Origin of the sequence: Amphibacillus sp. Q70 (assembly GCF_052055485.1) — a bacterium.
Taxonomy (GTDB): domain Bacteria; phylum Bacillota; class Bacilli; order Bacillales; family Amphibacillaceae; genus Amphibacillus.
In genome coordinates this window covers 1,098,670-1,117,263 of sequence record NZ_CP197171.1, presented here as the reverse complement: position 1 = coordinate 1,117,263, position 18,594 = coordinate 1,098,670, and the positions used below count along the sequence as shown (strand labels likewise).

At 34.8% G+C, this 18,594-nt stretch carries 15 protein-coding genes; 11 read left to right on the top strand and 4 right to left on the bottom strand.

The features are described 5' to 3' along the window. Positions 1–422 precede the first annotated feature (422 nt). The 4 genes from jag to rpmH all read right to left on the bottom strand — a co-directional run bounded on the left by jag (position 423) and on the right by rpmH (position 2,491). The gene (jag, locus tag ACS127_RS05225; RefSeq protein WP_440897376.1) at positions 423–1,046 is read right to left on the bottom strand and encodes an RNA-binding cell elongation regulator Jag/EloR; all 624 of its coding nucleotides are present in this window, start codon (positions 1,044–1,046) and stop codon (positions 423–425) included. A gap of 2 nt (positions 1,047–1,048) precedes the next feature. After that, positions 1,049–1,822 carry a membrane protein insertase YidC gene (yidC, locus tag ACS127_RS05220; protein WP_440897375.1) on the bottom strand — a complete coding sequence of 258 codons (774 nt, stop codon included), beginning with the start codon at positions 1,820–1,822 and terminating at the stop codon, positions 1,049–1,051. 120 nt (positions 1,823–1,942) lie between these two features. Next, positions 1,943–2,281, bottom strand: coding sequence for a ribonuclease P protein component (rnpA, locus tag ACS127_RS05215; protein WP_440897374.1), 339 nt, complete (start codon positions 2,279–2,281; stop codon positions 1,943–1,945). A gap of 75 nt (positions 2,282–2,356) precedes the next feature. Further along, on the bottom strand, positions 2,357–2,491 hold the full coding sequence (rpmH, locus tag ACS127_RS05210; protein WP_216399144.1) for a 50S ribosomal protein L34: 135 nt from the start codon (positions 2,489–2,491) through the stop codon (positions 2,357–2,359). A 751-nt stretch (positions 2,492–3,242) separates the two neighbouring features. Here rpmH and dnaA point away from each other — a divergent pair. The 11 genes from dnaA to pdxS all read left to right on the top strand — a co-directional run bounded on the left by dnaA (position 3,243) and on the right by pdxS (position 18,519). Continuing rightward, positions 3,243–4,595 (top strand): chromosomal replication initiator protein DnaA, encoded by a 1,353-nt coding sequence (dnaA, locus tag ACS127_RS05205; protein ID WP_440897373.1) that lies wholly within the window; start codon positions 3,243–3,245, stop codon positions 4,593–4,595. A gap of 188 nt (positions 4,596–4,783) precedes the next feature. After that, a complete protein-coding gene (gene dnaN / locus ACS127_RS05200; protein ID WP_440897372.1) occupies positions 4,784–5,926 on the top strand; it encodes a DNA polymerase III subunit beta in 1,143 nt (380 codons plus the stop codon). A 165-nt stretch (positions 5,927–6,091) separates the two neighbouring features. Beyond that, positions 6,092–6,313, top strand: a complete 222-nt coding sequence (gene yaaA / locus ACS127_RS05195) for a S4 domain-containing protein YaaA (RefSeq protein ID WP_440897371.1) — start codon at positions 6,092–6,094, stop codon at positions 6,311–6,313. A 40-nt stretch (positions 6,314–6,353) separates the two neighbouring features. Next, positions 6,354–7,478, top strand: a complete 1,125-nt coding sequence (gene recF / locus ACS127_RS05190) for a DNA replication/repair protein RecF (RefSeq protein ID WP_440897370.1) — start codon at positions 6,354–6,356, stop codon at positions 7,476–7,478. 3 nt (positions 7,479–7,481) lie between these two features. Next, positions 7,482–7,766, top strand: coding sequence for an extracellular matrix regulator RemB (gene remB / locus ACS127_RS05185; RefSeq protein WP_440897369.1), 285 nt, complete (start codon positions 7,482–7,484; stop codon positions 7,764–7,766). Between the two features lie 98 nt (positions 7,767–7,864). Continuing rightward, positions 7,865–9,787 (top strand): DNA topoisomerase (ATP-hydrolyzing) subunit B, encoded by a 1,923-nt coding sequence (gene gyrB, locus ACS127_RS05180; RefSeq protein WP_440898081.1) that lies wholly within the window; start codon positions 7,865–7,867, stop codon positions 9,785–9,787. 350 nt (positions 9,788–10,137) lie between these two features. Continuing rightward, positions 10,138–12,612, top strand: a complete 2,475-nt coding sequence (gyrA, locus tag ACS127_RS05175; RefSeq protein WP_440897368.1) for a DNA gyrase subunit A — start codon at positions 10,138–10,140, stop codon at positions 12,610–12,612. A 25-nt stretch (positions 12,613–12,637) separates the two neighbouring features. After that, a complete protein-coding gene (locus ACS127_RS05170; RefSeq protein WP_440897367.1) occupies positions 12,638–13,732 on the top strand; it encodes an HD-GYP domain-containing protein in 1,095 nt (364 codons plus the stop codon). Between the two features lie 296 nt (positions 13,733–14,028). After that, entirely contained in the window at positions 14,029–15,501 is a 1,473-nt protein-coding gene (gene guaB, locus ACS127_RS05165) for an IMP dehydrogenase (protein WP_440897366.1), read from the top strand. A 620-nt stretch (positions 15,502–16,121) separates the two neighbouring features. Then, positions 16,122–17,453, top strand: coding sequence for a D-alanyl-D-alanine carboxypeptidase family protein (locus ACS127_RS05160; RefSeq protein WP_440897365.1), 1,332 nt, complete (start codon positions 16,122–16,124; stop codon positions 17,451–17,453). Positions 17,454–17,661: 208 nt separating this feature from the next. After that, positions 17,662–18,519, top strand: coding sequence for a pyridoxal 5'-phosphate synthase lyase subunit PdxS (pdxS, locus tag ACS127_RS05155; RefSeq protein WP_440897364.1), 858 nt, complete (start codon positions 17,662–17,664; stop codon positions 18,517–18,519). The last annotated feature ends 75 nt before the right edge of the window (positions 18,520–18,594 follow it).

Genomic DNA, 18,594 nt, shown 5'->3' with positions numbered 1-18,594 from the left:
AAATCTTATCAACAAGTGGATAAGATTTGAATTTGAAAAACTACTTATTAACATGGAACAACTTTTATGATATTTCTGAAAAGAAGATTGATACAAAATAAAATTTTTTTAAACATTATATAATAACAATATCCACAGAGTAAGATATGGCAATTTTCCCTGAGGCATGACTTGTACTAACTTGAAAAGCAATAAAAAAAAGCAGGGACTGGCAGGTCATTTAACAGGTTTTTTGGTCTATCGACCTATCTGTCGATCCCGTCGAAACGCCACCTATTGCTTTTCAAGACAACTAAACACTTCAATTTAGTAAGTAAAAGTTAAATGATAAAAAGACGAATGATCCATTCAATTTTATTGAATATCATTCGCCCTTTTAACTAACTACTTTCTTTACTTTTAGCCCAACTTCTTTTAAAAAGTTATTTTACTATTGATTTAATAACGACAAAACGATTAGGATCTGTACCATCTGAATGTGTTTCAACATCAGGATTATTTTGTAAAATACTATGAATAATTTTCCGTTCAAAAGATGGCATCGGCTCTAATGTGACATTTTTTTTGATTTTAACTGCTTTGTCAGCTAAACGCTCTGCTAGCTGTTTCAGTGTTTCTTCACGTCTTTCACGATAGCCTTCTGCATCAACAACAATACGGAAATACTCTGTCGTATGTCTATTCAACATCACCTGTACTAAATGTTGAATGGCATTAAGAGTTTGACCACGTTTTCCAATAATCATGGCAATTTTTTTGCCTGATAAATCAAAAGTTACATTATTCTCATCACGAGTCACATGGATAACAACATCTTCAGAAAATGCCTTTGCAATTTCTTCTAGGTACTTTGCTGCTTGATCAATCGGATCTTCCTTGATCATTACCTTAACAATTGAGCGTTTGGCACCAAAAATACCAAACATTCCTTTTTTACCTTCATCAATGATTTCAATATTGACTTGGTCCTCTGTAGTGTTAAGTTGCTGTAACGCTGATTGGACCGCATCGTTTACAGTTTGTCCAGAAGCAGTTACCTGTTTCACAATTATTTTCCTCCCGAAGTTTGTTGGAATTTAAACGGTTTTCTAATGAAAATTGTTTGTATAACCATGAATACATTACCGACTACCCAATATAATGATAGCGCTGCAGGGAAAAACAATGACATAACACCAATCATAATTGGCATCATATATAACATCATTGACATCTGCGGATTAGCCGCTCCTTGTCCTGTACTTGCCCCAGCCATCGTTAGCTTTTGTTGCAAGAAAGTTGCAGCTGCTGCAACAATTGGTAGAATATAAAATGGATCGGGTTGAGATAACTCAAACCATAAGAATGTTCCATCCTGTAATCCTGGGGTTCGCATAATTGATTGATATAAAGCCATTAAAATTGGCATTTGAACGAACATTGGTAAACAACCCGCCATCGGGTTAACATTATGTTCTTTAAATAGCTTCATTTGTTCTTGCTGTAATTTTTCTTGTGTTTTTGCATCTTTAGAACTATATTTCTCTTGAATTTCTTTTATTTTAGGTTGAATCTCTTGCATTGCTTTTGAACTCTTTAATTGTTTCACGTTTAATGGAACTAAAATTAATCGAAATCCGAGTGTAACCACAATAATTGCTAATCCAAAGCTACCACTAAATAATCCCGCTATCCTAATAATAATCCATGATAAAGGATAAACAAAGTAAGAGTTCCAAAACCCTTCACTTTCAGCAGTTATTGGTTCATTAATATCTCCACAACCTGATAACAGTAAAACTATACCTAGTAAGGCCACCGCAATTAAGACCTTTTTACGCATGATTTTCCTCCTTAACAAACATTGATACACATATATGTAAAACTCATTTGTTATTTTATCATTATCTTATCATTAATACTACAAACAAGCATGGATATTTTTATTTGAGTAATTTTCTACTTACAAAAATAATTTTGATTTTGATAACACATGAGTCAAACTTTTTTTTATTTGATAAAAATTCATATCTTTCGTTGGCTTTCGAGCAATGATCACAAAATCATATGACTGCTTAATGTCTGCTTCCAATTCATGAAAAGCTTGTCTAAGATAACGTTTGACTTGATTTCTGACCACAGCATTTCCAATTTTCTTTGAAACAGATAGTCCTACTTTAAAATATGATTGATCATGCTTTGGAAGATAATACAGGACTAGTTGTCGATTTGCAAATGATTGACCATGTTTGAAGACTTTTTGAAAATCATTATTTGATTTTAATCGATGTTGTTTACGCAAACTGTATTCCCTCCATCTCCTACCCATTTTCCCTTCTATAAGTGGAAAAAAGACCACTGAAATGTTGTCAGTGGCCTATGCTGATAATACTTTTCTTCCCTTTTTACGTCGACGAGCCAAAACATTACGCCCGTTTTTTGTACTCATACGTGAACGAAATCCGTGAACTTTTTTACGTTGACGGTTTTTCGGTTGAAATGTGCGTTTCATATTATATTACACCCCCTGAGGAATTAAAAATCAACTATAACACTGCCTAACCTAATACATTATACGTAAAAACTTCTTTATCTGTCAACAAGAATTCGGTTTTTAAGTTTATCTACAATAATAAGTTAGTTTTAATATTATTGTTAACAAGCTATTGATTTATATTATTCAGCAAAAATTTAAAGCTACTTAATCTTAACAACTTGTCCACAAATTATTCAAGTCAAAATAAACATATAAAAAATATCCACACAAGATATAGACAAATAAATAACATATTAACTACCTGTGGATGATTTTTAAAAACATATGTGAGAAATTGTGGATAAGTGTCGAATCACCTTGCAAATTCTATCGTTTTTTGCTAATATTATTGTTAACAATTTAGAAAAATATTTTATTCTGTGAAAGACTATCCACAGAACGTGGATAAGCTGTGGATAGTTATTCACATCTATGTAGATTGAATTACTAACAGGCTTGTGAATAACTGTATAAATATAATTATAAAACGATTTATACATTCACATCAACAGTAAACCTTTCGATCTATTTTCATTTATGAAATAGATGGCGAGAGGTTTTTTATCTGATTTTTTTATCCCATCTTAATTTCAGATCAATAATTTTTTAATGACTAAAGGTAAACACTCGGAGCGGATCACCTTTGGTACATAGTTATAGGTACTGCCAATTGGGATGTAAAACCCTCGCCAATTGAAGTTTCTATCAAAGAGAAAGGGGCTTATTGATGGAAAATATTGAAGAATTATGGATAAGTACGCTATCTTATGTAAAAGAAAAGGTAGCGGGTGAAAGCTTTGAAACTTGGTTTAAAAATACTAAAGCTAATAAAATATCTGGTGATACATTAATTGTTACTGCTCCTAATGAATTTACCCGTGATTGGTTAGAAAGAACTTATACCAATCTTGTCTCGGATGCCATTTTTGAAGTAGCAGGAACTAGACTAAAAACAGTCTTCGTTCTTCCAGACGATGAAAAAAAGGTTGAAGAAAAAAAGAATAAAATAAATCGAAAACCATCAGTCGTCAATAATGAAAACTATCATCGATCCAAAACAATGTTAAACGATAAATATACATTTGATTCTTTTGTGATTGGCTCTGGTAACCGTTTTGCGCATGCTGCCTCATTAGCTGTTGCAGAAGCACCAGCCAAAGCTTATAACCCTCTTTTTATTTATGGTGGAGTTGGGTTAGGGAAAACACACTTAATGCATGCCATTGGGCATTATATAATTAAACATAATCCAGATGCCAAAGTAGTTTATTTATCATCTGAAAAATTCACTAACGAATTTATCAACTCTATTCGGGATAACAAAGCTGAAAACTTCAGAAATAAATATCGAAATGTAGATATTCTATTAGTTGATGATATTCAATTTTTAGCAGGAAAAGAACAGACACAAGAAGAATTTTTCCATACATTTAATACATTACATGAAGAAAGTAAGCAAATTATTATTTCTAGTGATCGACCACCAAAGGAGATTCCAACATTAGAGGATCGACTTCGTTCTCGATTTGAATGGGGATTAATAACAGATATTACACCGCCAGATTTAGAAACAAGAATAGCCATTCTTCGTAAAAAGGCTAAAGCTGATGGTCTTGATATTCCTAATGAAGTCATGCTGTATATTGCCAATCAAATCGATACTAATATTCGGGAACTAGAAGGAGCATTAATCCGTGTTGTTGCATATTCATCACTAATAAACCAAGATATTGACGCATCATTGGCTGCTGAAGCATTGAAAGATATTATTCCTAGCTCTCGTCCAAAAATGATCACAGCTGCTACCATACAAGAGTTAGTCGCTGAAAAGTATAATATTAAATTAGAAGAATTTGCTGCCAAAAAAAGAACAAGGTCTGTTGCATTCCCTAGACAAATTGCGATGTATCTATCACGAGAGCTCACTGACCTTTCTCTACCTAAAATCGGAGAAGAATTTGGCGGACGAGACCATACAACAGTATTACATGCTCACGAAAAGATCTCTCGTTTAATGACTGAAGATCAATTATTAAATCAGGAAATAGAAGAAATAATCAATCAACTAAAATCGATTTAAAAATAATTAACATGTGTATAATCTGAATAAGTGTTCGTAATTATTAACAGTCTGTCCACAAGTGGATAACTATTTGTTTTACACGTTTTTATTTGTTATCCACATAATCACAGTCCCTATTACTATTACTACTATTTTTTTATTAATAATTAATATATAATAGACTTTCATTAGGAGGAGTTTTTTTTATGAAATTTACAATTCAAAGAGAATTATTACTCGAAAGTATTCAACATGTAATGAAAGCTATCTCTTCAAGAGTAACCATTCCGATCTTAACAGGGATCAAAATTGAAGCGACAAAAGAAGGCATAAAATTAACAGGTAGTGACTCAGATATTTCAATCGAATCATTTATTCCAGTCGAGGAAAATGGGGTTATAAATGTAGAAGATATTGAATCTGGTAGTATTGTTGTTCAAGCTAGATATTTTCCAGATATTATTAGAAAACTTCCCTTAAAAACTGTTGAAATAAATACATCAGAGGACTTTCAAGTTACAATTCATTCAGGAGGATCCGAATTTCATTTAAATGGACAAGATGCGATGGAATATCCACAGCTCCCTGTATTACATACAGATAATAGTTTTGAATTATCAAATGATCTATTAAAAGAATTAATCAAACAAACTGTTTTTGCTGTATCAACTGTTGAAACTCGGCCTATTCTAACAGGCGTAAATATGCAGTTAGAAGATAATCAGTTAAATTTTGTCGCAACTGACAGTCATCGTTTAGCATCAAGAAATCTTCCCGTTAATTTAGAAGATAATCAGTTGACGTTCAAAAATGTTGTTATACCAGGGAAAAGCTTAGTTGAGTTGAATAAAATTATTGAAGATAATGATGAGTCAATGATGATCAGCGTGACAGAAAATCAAATTCTATTCCAAACTAAAAATTTATACTTTCTATCTCGCTTATTAGATGGAAATTATCCTGAAACATCAAGGCTAATCCCTGATCAAAGTAAAACAACTGTTTTAACTAAAACAAAGGAATTGTTGCAAGCTATTGACCGTGCGTCATTATTGGCAAAGGAAAATAAAAATAATGTTGTCAAACTTGAAACCAAAAAAGATAACCGATTAGAAATTAGTAGTCATACACCTGAAGTTGGACAAGTAAGTGAAGAAGTAAATACTGACACCATCGAAGGTGAAGAATTAAAAATTTCATTTAGTGCAAAATATATGATTGATGCTTTAAGAATTATTGAGTCAGAATATGTAAAAATTGACTTTACTGGGGCAATGCGACCATTTATTATTAAACCAGATCAGGATGATCATATTTTACAATTAATATTACCAGTCAGAACGTTTTAAAGGTTAAAAAATAGAGTGTGATTCACACTCTATTTTATTTTTTAGACCAAACTAACGCGATGAACTTAATGGAGTACTTTGCTAATCTCACAATCTTTAGTAAAATAGATAAAGGATGCATAAGCTAACACAAGTTATGACGATAAAGATGAAGGAGCTATTAAGATGCAGGTTGAAGATATTATCATTCAGACAGAGTATATTCAGCTCGGCAAATTTTTAAAATTAGCAAATGTTGTTGATTCAGGAGGAAGTGTCAAAATTTTTCTAGCAGAATTTACGGTTCAAATCAATGGCGAGTCAGATCAACGACGAGGTCGAAAATTGTACCCAGGTGATCAAGTTGAAATAGAAGATGTAGGCACTTTTCGTATTGTAAAAGAGTAGACTACCTGGTCTTCTTAATGAAAAGGTAGGCATGATCTAAATGTATATTAAAAATATTAAATTATCGCATTATCGTAATTATGATAATGTTGACATATCATTTCAAGATCGAATCAATGTCATCATAGGCGAGAATGCACAAGGGAAGACAAATTTAATGGAGGCTATTTATGTATTAGCCTTTACCAGATCTTATCGAACGTCAAAAGATAAAGAACTTATTCAATGGGATCAAAACTATGCTAAAATAGAAGGTACAGTTATTAAAAGAAACTATCAATTTCCTCTTGAAATGCAATTTTCTTCAAAAGGGAAAAAAGCAAAACTTAATCATTTAGAACAAAGACGTCTTAGTGATTACATAGGTGCGCTAAATGTTGTCATGTTTGCGCCAGAAGATCTTAACTTAGTTAAGGGTAGTCCACAGATTAGAAGACGTTTTATTGATATGGAAATTGGACAAATTCAGCCCGTATACATTTATCATTTAGGACAATATCAAAAGATATTGAAACAACGAAATCATTTGTTGAAAGATTTGCAACGTAGAAAAACAGATAACTTAACAATGTTAGCTGTTCTGACTGAACAATTAATAGAGCATGCGAGTATAATCATAGAAAAGAGATTTTTATTTTTACAATGGCTTAGACGTTGGGCGATCCCCATTCATAACAGAATAAGTCAAGAACAAGAAGAACTAATGATTTCATATGATCCAACGATTGATGTATTAGAAAGTGAAGATAAGGAAAAAATAAGCAATATATACCATGAAAAATTTAAAGAAAATCATTCAAAGGAAATAGACCGTGGCAGTACATTGTATGGCCCCCATCGGGATGATCTTTTATTCTCTGTGAATGGCCGAGATGTCCAAAAATATGGTTCACAAGGTCAACAACGAACAACAGCCCTATCATTAAAATTAGCAGAGATTGAATTAATAAAACATGAGGTTGGTGAATATCCTGTTCTTTTACTAGACGATGTATTGAGTGAACTTGATCAATATCGACAATCTCATCTACTTGATACAATACAAGATAAAGTACAGACCTTCGTATCAACAACAAGTGTCAGTGATATTCAACATGAAACAATTAAAAAAGCTGATCTTTTTTATGTTAAAAACGGAGTGATATCCAATCAGAAAAGAGGTTAAATAATGTTTATTCATATAGGTGATGATCAAATCATTAGCTCTGAAGATGTGATTGTAATGATTGACCAACAATACGTTGAGTCATCATCGATAAATGGAGAGATGATTGAGTATCAGCAAGAACAAGAAAGTACGCCAGACATAAAAGATGAGACAAAAACAATTATTGTGACAAAGGACTGCATGTACTATAGTCCCCTTTCTATTCTAACGTTAAAGAAACGATCGAGTCTTAATATGATGCTAGATCATTTAGATGATTATACAGATAGTGAGACGTTTGATTAGTTAAATGACAACAAATCATGATCGGTTTTATAATAGAAAATATCAGACCCATGATAGCAGCTAGGTCTAAAGGAAAAGTGTAGGTGAATCAATTGGCAATGGAAGAGAATGCATTTAATGAACAGCAATATGATGAGAATCAAATTCAAGTATTAGAGGGTTTAGAGGCAGTTCGTAAGCGACCAAGTATGTATATTGGTTCAACAAGTGAGAAAGGACTTCATCACCTTGTTTGGGAAATTGTTGATAATAGTATTGATGAAGCATTGGCAGGTTACTGCGACCATATTGAAGTTGTGATTGAACAAGACAATAGTATTACGGTCGTTGATAATGGTCGTGGGATTCCAGTTGGTATTCAGGAAAAAATGGGTCGTCCAGCTGTTGAAGTTATTATGACGGTTTTACATGCTGGTGGTAAGTTTGATGGTTCAGGTTATAAAGTATCTGGGGGCTTACATGGTGTTGGTGCTTCAGTTGTAAACGCCCTATCAACATCACTAGAGGTCTTTGTTCACCGTGATGGAAAGATCTATTATTTAGATTTTAAGCGTGGTGTTTTAAACACAGAAATTAAAGTTATCGGTGAGACTGATTTGACAGGGACACGTGTACACTTCAGTCCCGATCCAGAAATTTTTACAGATTCAATTCAATTTGATTATGATACATTAGTTTACCGCATTCGCGAGCTTGCCTTTTTAAATAAAGGCTTAAAAATGAGTATTGAAGATAAGCGAGTGGATCAAGAGAAAAAAGAGAGTTTTTATTACGAGGGTGGTATTAAAGAGTATGTCGAATATTTAAATCACTCGAAAGAAGTCCTGCACGAACCGTTCTTTGCGGAAAAGGAAGAACAAGAAGTGATTGTAGAAGTGGCCATCCAGTACAATAATGGTTTTGCCAATAATATTTATTCGTTCGCCAACAATATTCATACTTATGAGGGTGGAATGCATGAGTCAGGATTTAAAACTGGCTTGACTCGAGTGATTAATGACTATGCACGAAAGAAAAATTTATTCAAAGAAAATGATCCTAATCTATCTGGAGACGATGTTCGAGAAGGTTTAACAGCTATAATTTCGATCAAACATCCTGATCCTCAATTCGAAGGTCAAACGAAGACAAAGCTTGGTAATAGTGAGACACGTACAATCACAGATTCAGCCTTTAGTGAATTGTTTTCCCAATTTTTATTTGAAAATCCTGATACGGCTAGAATTATTGTTGATAAAGGATTAATGGCTTCACGTGCAAGAATGGCAGCGAAAAAGGCTCGTGAATTAACAAGAAGAAAAGGTGCCTTAGAGATTTCTAATTTACCCGGTAAATTAGCAGATTGTTCTTCTCGTGATGCTTTAATTAGTGAACTGTATATCGTTGAGGGTGATTCTGCTGGGGGTTCTGCTAAGCAGGGTCGTGACCGTCATTTTCAAGCTATTTTGCCTTTAAGAGGTAAAATTCTTAATGTTGAAAAAGCACGACTTGATCGTATTTTATCAAATAATGAAATTCGATCGATGATCACGGCAATGGGGACGGGAATTGGTGAAGATTTCGATATTTCCAAAGCTAGATACCATAAGGTTGTCATTATGACAGATGCTGACGTTGATGGTGCACATATTCGAACTTTATTATTAACCTTTTTCTATCGATTTATGCGCCCATTAATTGACCATGGCTATATTTATATTGCTCAGCCACCCCTTTATAAAATTCAACAGGGGAAAGTTGTTCATTATGCCTATGATGAGAATGAAATGCAATTTATTCTTAATGAATTACCAAAACAGCCTAAACCAGGTTTGCAGCGTTATAAAGGTCTTGGAGAAATGAATGCTGAACAATTGTGGGAAACAACAATGGACCCAGATAACCGGACTTTATTACAAGTTCAACTTAATGATGCGATTGAAGCCGATCAAATATTTGATATGTTGATGGGTGATCGAGTAGAACCACGTCGCGAATTTATTCAAGAAAATGCGATTTATGTGAAGAACTTAGATATTTAAGTAGCTCATTTTGAATGTTTAATTATTCCAACAGATAATAGATTTTCATTCCATGAACACAGAGGCATACAAAGTATCGGGTTTAGCTTGTCTTTTTTAACTAGATCCCTAACAGAGTTAGCTTCAAGTAAGATCTATTTCTACAGGTTGAGAAAGGCTTCGTCAGCGATATATCACATAATGAAAATGGTTTTGTATTTTCGAGGAACCTCATTCATTGGCTCTTTTTACTTAGCTGAAGTTACGTTCGTTGAAAACGAAGAGACTTTTAGGTAAGACTGAAATGTATAAGATAGCTTTGAATGTTAAGTAAGTATATTAGTGTCCTCAGTTTGATAGGAGGTATTTGGATGGTGGATAATCAACGTCCCCAGGTACAGGAAATAAATATAGGAAAAGAAATGCGTACGTCCTTTTTGGATTATGCGATGAGTGTTATTGTTTCACGAGCGATTCCTGATGTTCGTGATGGTTTAAAGCCAGTACAGAGAAGAATATTATATTCAATGAACGATTTAGGTATGCATGCGGACAAAGCGTTTAAAAAATCTGCCCGTATTGTTGGTGATGTTATTGGTAAGTATCACCCACATGGTGATTCAGCTGTGTATGAGGCAATGGTTAGAATGGCACAAGATTTTAGCTATCGCTATATGTTAGTTGATGGGCATGGTAACTTTGGTTCAGTTGATGGTGATCCAGCTGCTGCGATGCGGTATACAGAGGCGAGAATGTCTAAAATATCGATGGAATTGTTACGTGATATCAATAAAGATACAATTGATTATATTGATAACTATGATGGTTCTGAAAGAGAACCTCAAGTCCTGCCAGCTCGATTTCCTAACTTACTAGTCAATGGAACATCAGGCATTGCTGTGGGAATGGCGACAAATATACCTCCTCATCAATTAGGTGAAACGATTGATGCTTTGTTAGCAGTTAGCGAAAATCCTGATATTTCAATTGATGAACTGATGGAAGATCATATTTTTGGACCTGATTTCCCAACAGGTGGTACGATTATTGGTCGATCTGGAATCAGAAATGCTTTCGAAACGGGTAAGGGATCGATAACGATTCGTGCTAAAGCAGAGATTGAAGAACAGCAAAATGGAAAAGCCCGTATCTTAGTAACTGAATTGCCTTATCAAGTCAATAAAGCAAAATTGATTGAAAAAATTGCTGAACTTGCACGTGATAAGAAAATTGAAGGAATTACAGATTTACGTGATGAATCCGATCGAAACGGGATGCGGATAGTAATTGAACTGCGTCGAGATGCGAATCCGAATGTTTTATTAAATAACTTGTATAAACAAACAGCTTTACAATCATCATTTGGAATCAATATGCTCGCCCTAGTCGATGGACAACCTAAAGTTCTTAATTTAAAACAAAATCTTGAGTATTATTTAGAACATCAAAAAGATGTGATTAGACGGAGAACACAATATGAATTAAATAAGGCTGAGGCTAGAGCCCATATTTTAGAGGGTTTAAGAATTGCTCTTGATCATATTGATGAAATTATCACTTTGATTCGTCAATCGAATACGACCGAAATTGCACGTCAAGGTTTGATCGATAATTTTAAATTAACGGAAAAACAAGCACAAGCCATTCTAGATATGCGTTTACAACGATTGACCGGATTAGAGCGCCAGAAAATTGAAGAAGAGTATGAAGAGCTTTTAAAAACTATTGCTGAATTAAAAGCTATTTTAGCTAATGAAGAAAAATTACTTGAAATTATTCGTGAGGAACTAGTGGATATTAAAACACGTTATAACGATGTTCGTCGAACTGAAATTGTTTCAGGCGGAGCGGATTTCTTTGAGGATGAGGATTTGATTCCTGAAGAGGATATCGTTGTCAGCTTAACACATCGCGGTTACATTAAGCGACTTCCTTCTTCTACTTATCGTACGCAAAATCGAGGCGGTCGCGGAGTACAGGGAATGGATATGAATGAAGATGATTTTGTTGAACATCTTGTCTCAACATCCACTCATGATACTATTTTGTTCTTTACTAACAAAGGAAAAGTATATCGTTTGAAAGGATATCAGATTCCAGAGTTTGGTCGAACAGCTAAAGGTCTTCCGATTATTAACATTCTAGAGGTCGAAAAAAATGAATGGGTCAATACCGTGATTACAGTTCCACAATTTGATGCTGAAAGATATTTATTCTTTACAACAAAATTCGGTATTTCAAAACGGACATCCCTAAACCAATTCGCTAATATTCGACGAAATGGACTGATTGCTCTTAATTTACGTGAGGATGATGAACTTATTTCTGTTCAATTGACAGATGGTACGAAAGACATCATGATTGCCACAAGAAATGGTTCATTAATTCGATTTGATGAAGAACAGATCCGTTCAATGGGTCGAACTGCAACAGGGGTTAAAGGTATTTCATTACGTGAAGATGATGAAGTTGTGTCTATGGAAATTATTGAAGACGATGCCTTTATTTTGAACGTAACAGAAAATGGTTATGGTAAACGAACTGAAGAAAAAGAATACCGTGTGACCAATCGAGGTGGGAAAGGTATTTTCACAGCTCATATCACGGAAAAAACCGGAAATGTTGTAGCGGTAAAAACCGTTAAAGGAAACGAAGATTTAATGATTATGACCATTTCAGGTGTCATCATTAGAACGCCAATTGAAAATATTTCAATTACAGGACGGAATACGCAAGGGGTTCGTTTAATTCGTTTACAAGATGAAGAAAAAGTAGCCACTGTAGCCCATATTAAACAAGAAGAAGAAATAATTGAAGAACTAGATGATAAAAACCAAGAAGAATAACGTTCAAGTAGGCAGGTGAGTTCGTGTGTATGTACATCCGAATCAGTTGGTTGAAAAGTGTGTGATTGTAAAAGATGTTTATAGTAAATCGAGCCATCCCATTATCGCTCAAGATACGGTGGTAACAGGTACTCATATTAAAGTGTTGAAAAGTTTTTTAGTTGATCAAGTAGAAGTTGCTTCAAAGTTAGCGAATGGCTTAGATTTTAAACCAAGTCAAGTCATTCCTTTTAAAGAAGATCCTACAAAACAAAAAACATTTCAAAAGGAACCATCAACATTTTTAGAGGATTATCGAGCTGTTGTTACTAATTATGCGAGGATGTTTAAACAGTGGCAAAGTGGGAAGACATTAGATATTCATGAGGTTAGACAATTAATTGTACCGCTAATTGAACGAGCAGATGAACATCAAGGTGAAATTTTTTTGGTGAATCATTACGCAACCAAAGAGACATACCCTTATCATCATAGTGTAGCAATTAGTTTGTTATCAACCCTTTTGGCTAAGCGGTTAGGTTTTGAACAGGAATCGATTCAAATTGCTATGGCTGCTTTAATTGCCGATAGCGGAATGGCAAAGGTTAATCATAGGATACTTAAACATAAAGGAAAGTTACCTAAAGCAGAATTTGAAGAGCTTAAGCAACATTCAACCTTATCCTATCGTTATGTAGAAAAGAGCCCGGCTTTAACAAAAGCAGCAAAGCTAGCTGTCTTGCAACATCATGAACGGCCTGATGGACGAGGTTATCCATTGGGGATTACTGAAGATAAGATCCATTCATATACAAAAATCATCTCAATTGCTGATGCGTATCATGCAATGACATCAGATCGATATCATCAACAAAAACAACCATTTGATCGAGTGATTTTCCAAATGCAGAAGGAAATCAACCGTCAATTTGATTCACGTTATTTAAAGGTTTTTATCACTTGCTTGGAAGATGCTTTATTGGAAGAGAAAGTTTGCCTTTCAAATGGGCAAACTGGTACCATTGTTGCTTTATCATTTACGGACTATCCAGAGTTTATTGTTCAAATTCATGATACACATGAAATTTTGTCATTATCTGATCAAGATGAATTAATGATCGAGTATTTAATCCAGAGATAGAAATATGGTAAATCTAGAGCTGTCATGTTGTACAGCTCTATTTTTGCACTTGGAGATGCAGCTGAAAGGTTCAATGTTGCTAGCTAATCATTCTAGATCCCATAGTTGCTCCACTAAAAATCAAGATAATAGGAGTTTTTTTAATAAATATCAGCTCATTAACAAAGAGTAAGAGGAGGAAGAAAATTTTCGTTTATCTACGATAAAGGCTTGAAATACAGCTGTGTTTATCGTATTGTATTTAACAATAAGTAAAGCTATCGCATGGTTATTCAGAAAAAGGAGGAGTTAGAGTAATGAGGGAGGACAAGTTTACAAAAGAAGGTTTAACATTTGATGATGTTTTGCTGATACCAGCTAAATCTGATGTCTTACCTAGGGATGTTTCAATTAAAGCAGAATTAACAGAACGGTTAAAATTAAATATCCCATTGCTAAGTGCTGGTATGGATACTGTTACTGAGGCAGAGATGGCCATTGCAATGGCAAGACAAGGTGGATTAGGCATTATCCATAAGAATATGTCGATTGAGGAGCAGGCAGAGTTGATTGATCGAGTTAAGCGCTCAGAAAGTGGCGTTATAACGAATCCTTTCTACTTAATGCCAGACAATCAAGTATTTGATGCCGAACATCTGATGAGTAAATACCGAATTTCAGGTGTTCCTATCGTTAATAATCCAGAAGATAAGGTTCTAGTTGGCATTTTAACGAATCGAGATCTTCGTTTCATTGAGGATTATTCAATTAAAATTTCTGAAGTGATGACAAGTGAAAATTTAGTTACAGCTTCAGTTGGTACAACCCTTGATGAAGCAAGTAAAATTTTACAAAAGCATCGAATTGAAAAACTCCCTTTAATTAATGAGCAAGGAGTATTGAAAGGTCTTATCACAATTAAGGATATTGAAAAGGTCATTGAATTTCCTAATGCAGCTAAAGATAGTCAAGGCCGTTTACTTTGTGGAGCAGCTGTTGGCATAACTGCAGATTCAATGACCCGGGTTGATAAATTAGTCGAAGCGGGTGTTGACTGTCTTGTAATGGATACAGCACACGGGCATTCAAAGGGCGTCATTGATCAACTTAAACGTGTTCGAGATAGATATCCTGATCTAGATATTATTGCTGGCAATGTAGCAACTGGTGAGGCAACGAGAGCACTAATTGAGGCAGGAGCATCAGTTGTTAAAGTGGGAATAGGACCAGGTTCAATTTGTACAACACGAGTGGTTGCAGGAGTAGGTGTACCACAAATAACAGCTGTTTATGATTGTGCTAAGGTTGCTGATGGATATAATGTTCCTGTTATCGCTGATGGCGGAATTAAATACTCTGGTGATATTGCTAAAGCTATTGCAGCAGGAGCAAAGGCTGTTATGCTTGGTAGTTTATTTGCAGGTGTGACAGAAAGCCCAGGAGAAACAGAAATTTTCCAAGGCCGCCGTTATAAAGTTTACCGAGGAATGGGTTCTGTATCTGCGATGAAATCTGGTTCAAAGGATCGTTACTTCCAAGATACCAATGATACGAAAAAACTTGTGCCTGAGGGAATTGAAGGAAGAATTGCTTATAAAGGCCCTCTTACTGATACTGTTCATCAATTATTGGGTGGCTTGCGAGCAAGTATGGGTTATTGTGGTGTGGAAGATATCGAAACTTTCCGTCAAGAAGGCCAATTTATTCGAATGACGGGTTCAGGCTTACGTGAATCTCATCCACATGATGTTCAAATCACAAAAGAAGCACCGAACTATTCAGTCCAATAAGATCGTGTAGTTGTTAAGCAGCTGTTACAAAATGTACATCTTGTGACAGCTGTTTTAATTTTGCTATCGTATAGTTAGGCAATATCATATTTAACTGAGGACATTTAGGTTAGGTACGAAGTAAAAGATTTGCCTATGGTTGCACAAAAAAACAGGTTATTTAAACTGTCAACAAGTAGGACTTTTCCCTTTTTAAAGAATCACATCGAATCGAGGCACACCCACAATTCTTATGCTTTCATGTTCATTTCGCAACCCAAACCCACATCATTAGGGTCTACTCGAATGCATTCGAGTATTATGGCTAGAATAATAATTAAGTATGATCCTTATAGGGGAAATTTGGATTGTATTCAAGAATCTTCGCCACTATAAGCTAGAATTTATAATAAGAAATGCACTATCGTTGTGATGTGGTTTGATTATGAATAACATCATTTTAAACAACAATCAACAAGATAATGTGCTAAATCATTTCAGTAAATTTATTCAACTAGATAATTCATTTTAAAAATAAAAAAGTGAATAGTTGGAAAAAAATACAGACAAAAGTAGATACCGAAAAGAAATAGAATATGATAAAATGTCAAAGTAAGAGACTTTTTTTGGAGGTAAAGAAATTGAGAATTTTAAAGAAAACGATCGTTAGTTTAATTGCTTTAACTTTTTTCCTCGGTTTATTTCAAGGTCATGTTCCTTTAGTGAATGCACAATCACTTGATATAGATGCTGAATCAGCTATTTTAGTAGACGCAAGTACAGGTGATATCCTTTTTGCTAAAAATGCTGATATTAAGCTACCGCCAGCAAGCATGACTAAGATGATGACAGAATACTTAATATTAGAAGCAATTAGCGAAGAGCAAATTAGTTGGGAAACAACAACCGAAATTAGTGATTATGCTTATTCGATAGCAGCAGATACGTCTTTTTCTGGCATTGGTCTAAGACAAAATAAGGACTATACCGTACGAGAGTTATATGAGGGGATGGCAATCATCTCTGATAATGCTGCAACGATTGCTTTAGCTGAACTAGTCGCTAATTCTGAAAGTGAGTTTGTCCAACAAATGAACGCAAAAGGAGAAGAATTAGGCTTAACAGACTTTGAATTTGTGAATTCAACAGGTCTAACAAATTCTAGTTTAGGCGATAATTATCCAGAAGGAACAGATCCAGACGGTGATAACCTAATTTCTGCTCGTTCGGCTGCACTTCTAGCTTACCACTTAATTAATGATCACCCAGAGGTTTTAGAATTCTCAAGTACGATTGAATCAGAATTAGATGGTGAACCATTAGAAAATTTAAATTGGATGCTCCCATGGAATAATACAAACTTTGATCAATACCATGTTGAAGGAGTAGACGGATTAAAAACAGGTCACACAGAAACGGCAGGTTATTGTTTTACTGGAACAGCCGTTCGAGATGGTCAACGTTTAATTACTGTTGTGATGCGAGCAGATAGTTATGGCTCTCGTTTTGAAGAAACAGCCAAGTTATTAAATTATGGTTTTGATGAGTTTACCCCAGTGGAACTGTTTGAAGCTGGCTATCAGCTAGATGATCAAGAGACCATTGAAGTAGCGAAGGGAAAAGAGAATCAAGTAGGTGTCGAATTAGCCGATCAATTATCCTCATTTGTTCAAGCGGGTGAAGAGGATGATTACTCATTGGAATATGTCTGGGATGAGGACAAGCTAGCTGAGGATGGAAAGCTCGTTGCCCCTATTGAACAAGGAGAAAAGGTTGGAGAAGCCCATTTGATCTATCAAGGGGATGCAGATTATGGTAACATTTTATCTGATCAGGAAAACCAAATGGTCGATCTTGTCACAACGACAAATGTTGAAAAAAATAATTGGTTTATGTTAACAATAGGTGCAATTGGAGATTTCTTTAGTCAACTATTTTCAACTGTTATTGATACAGTAACAGGTTGGTTTTAAAATTAACTAGAGGTTCAGGCAAATAAAAAGCCTTGAGCCTCTTTATTTATAAAGACTTAACAAGCAGATACTTGCGTTTAGACAATAGGTAAGCTAAAATATTAGCTAATAAAAAAGTTTGAAATTTCAATTTATTTTATCAAAATTATTTAAGTAGTCATAACGACAATCCATTTATTTTAAAAATAGTCATACAGGGGGAAGGAAAATGAAACAAAAGGTTGATTTTCAAAACGGTGGCGTTATTATGGACGTAATCAACGCTGAACAGGCAAAAATTGCAGAAGAAGCAGGTGCAGTAGCTGTAATGGCACTTGAACGCGTTCCTTCTGATATTCGTGCGGCAGGTGGTGTAGCACGGATGGCTGATCCAGCAATTGTTGAGGAGGTTGTTAATGCAGTATCAATCCCAGTTATGGCAAAGGCTCGAATCGGACATATTGTTGAAGCACGTGTGTTAGAGGCTTTAGGTGTTGATTATATAGATGAGAGTGAAGTTTTGACTCCGGCAGATGAAATGTATCATTTAAATAAAAGAGAGTATAATGTTCCTTTTGTTTGTGGTAGTCGTGATCTTGGTGAAGCAGCTCGTCGAATTGGTGAAGGGAGCTCGATGCTCCGAACCAAAGGGGAACCTGGGACAGGAAATATTGTTGAAGCGGTACGTCACATTCGTGAAGTAAATGGGCAAATACGAAAACTAATCAATATGTCAATTGATGAAGTGATGACTTATGCTAAAGAATTAGGTGCTCCGTATGAAACTTTATTAACAATTAAAGAAAATGGACGTTTACCTGTTGCCAACTTTGCTGCGGGCGGTGTTGCTACTCCTGCTGATGCGGCGTTAATGATGGAATTAGGAGCAGATGGGGTTTTTGTTGGGTCAGGAATTTTTAAATCAGATCAACCTGAAAAATTTGCTCGAGCTATTGTTAAAGCAACAGAGAACTATCAAGATTATGAATTGATAGCACGTATTTCAAAAGGACTTGGAACAGCGATGAAAGGTATTGAAATTAGCCAACTTTCTGATGAAGAACGGATGCAAAATCGCGGATGGTAAATTGAATGATCTCATCTTTGAAGAAACTTGCAAATGAAGTGTCTTTTCGGTACACTATCAGAAAGACTAAGATTT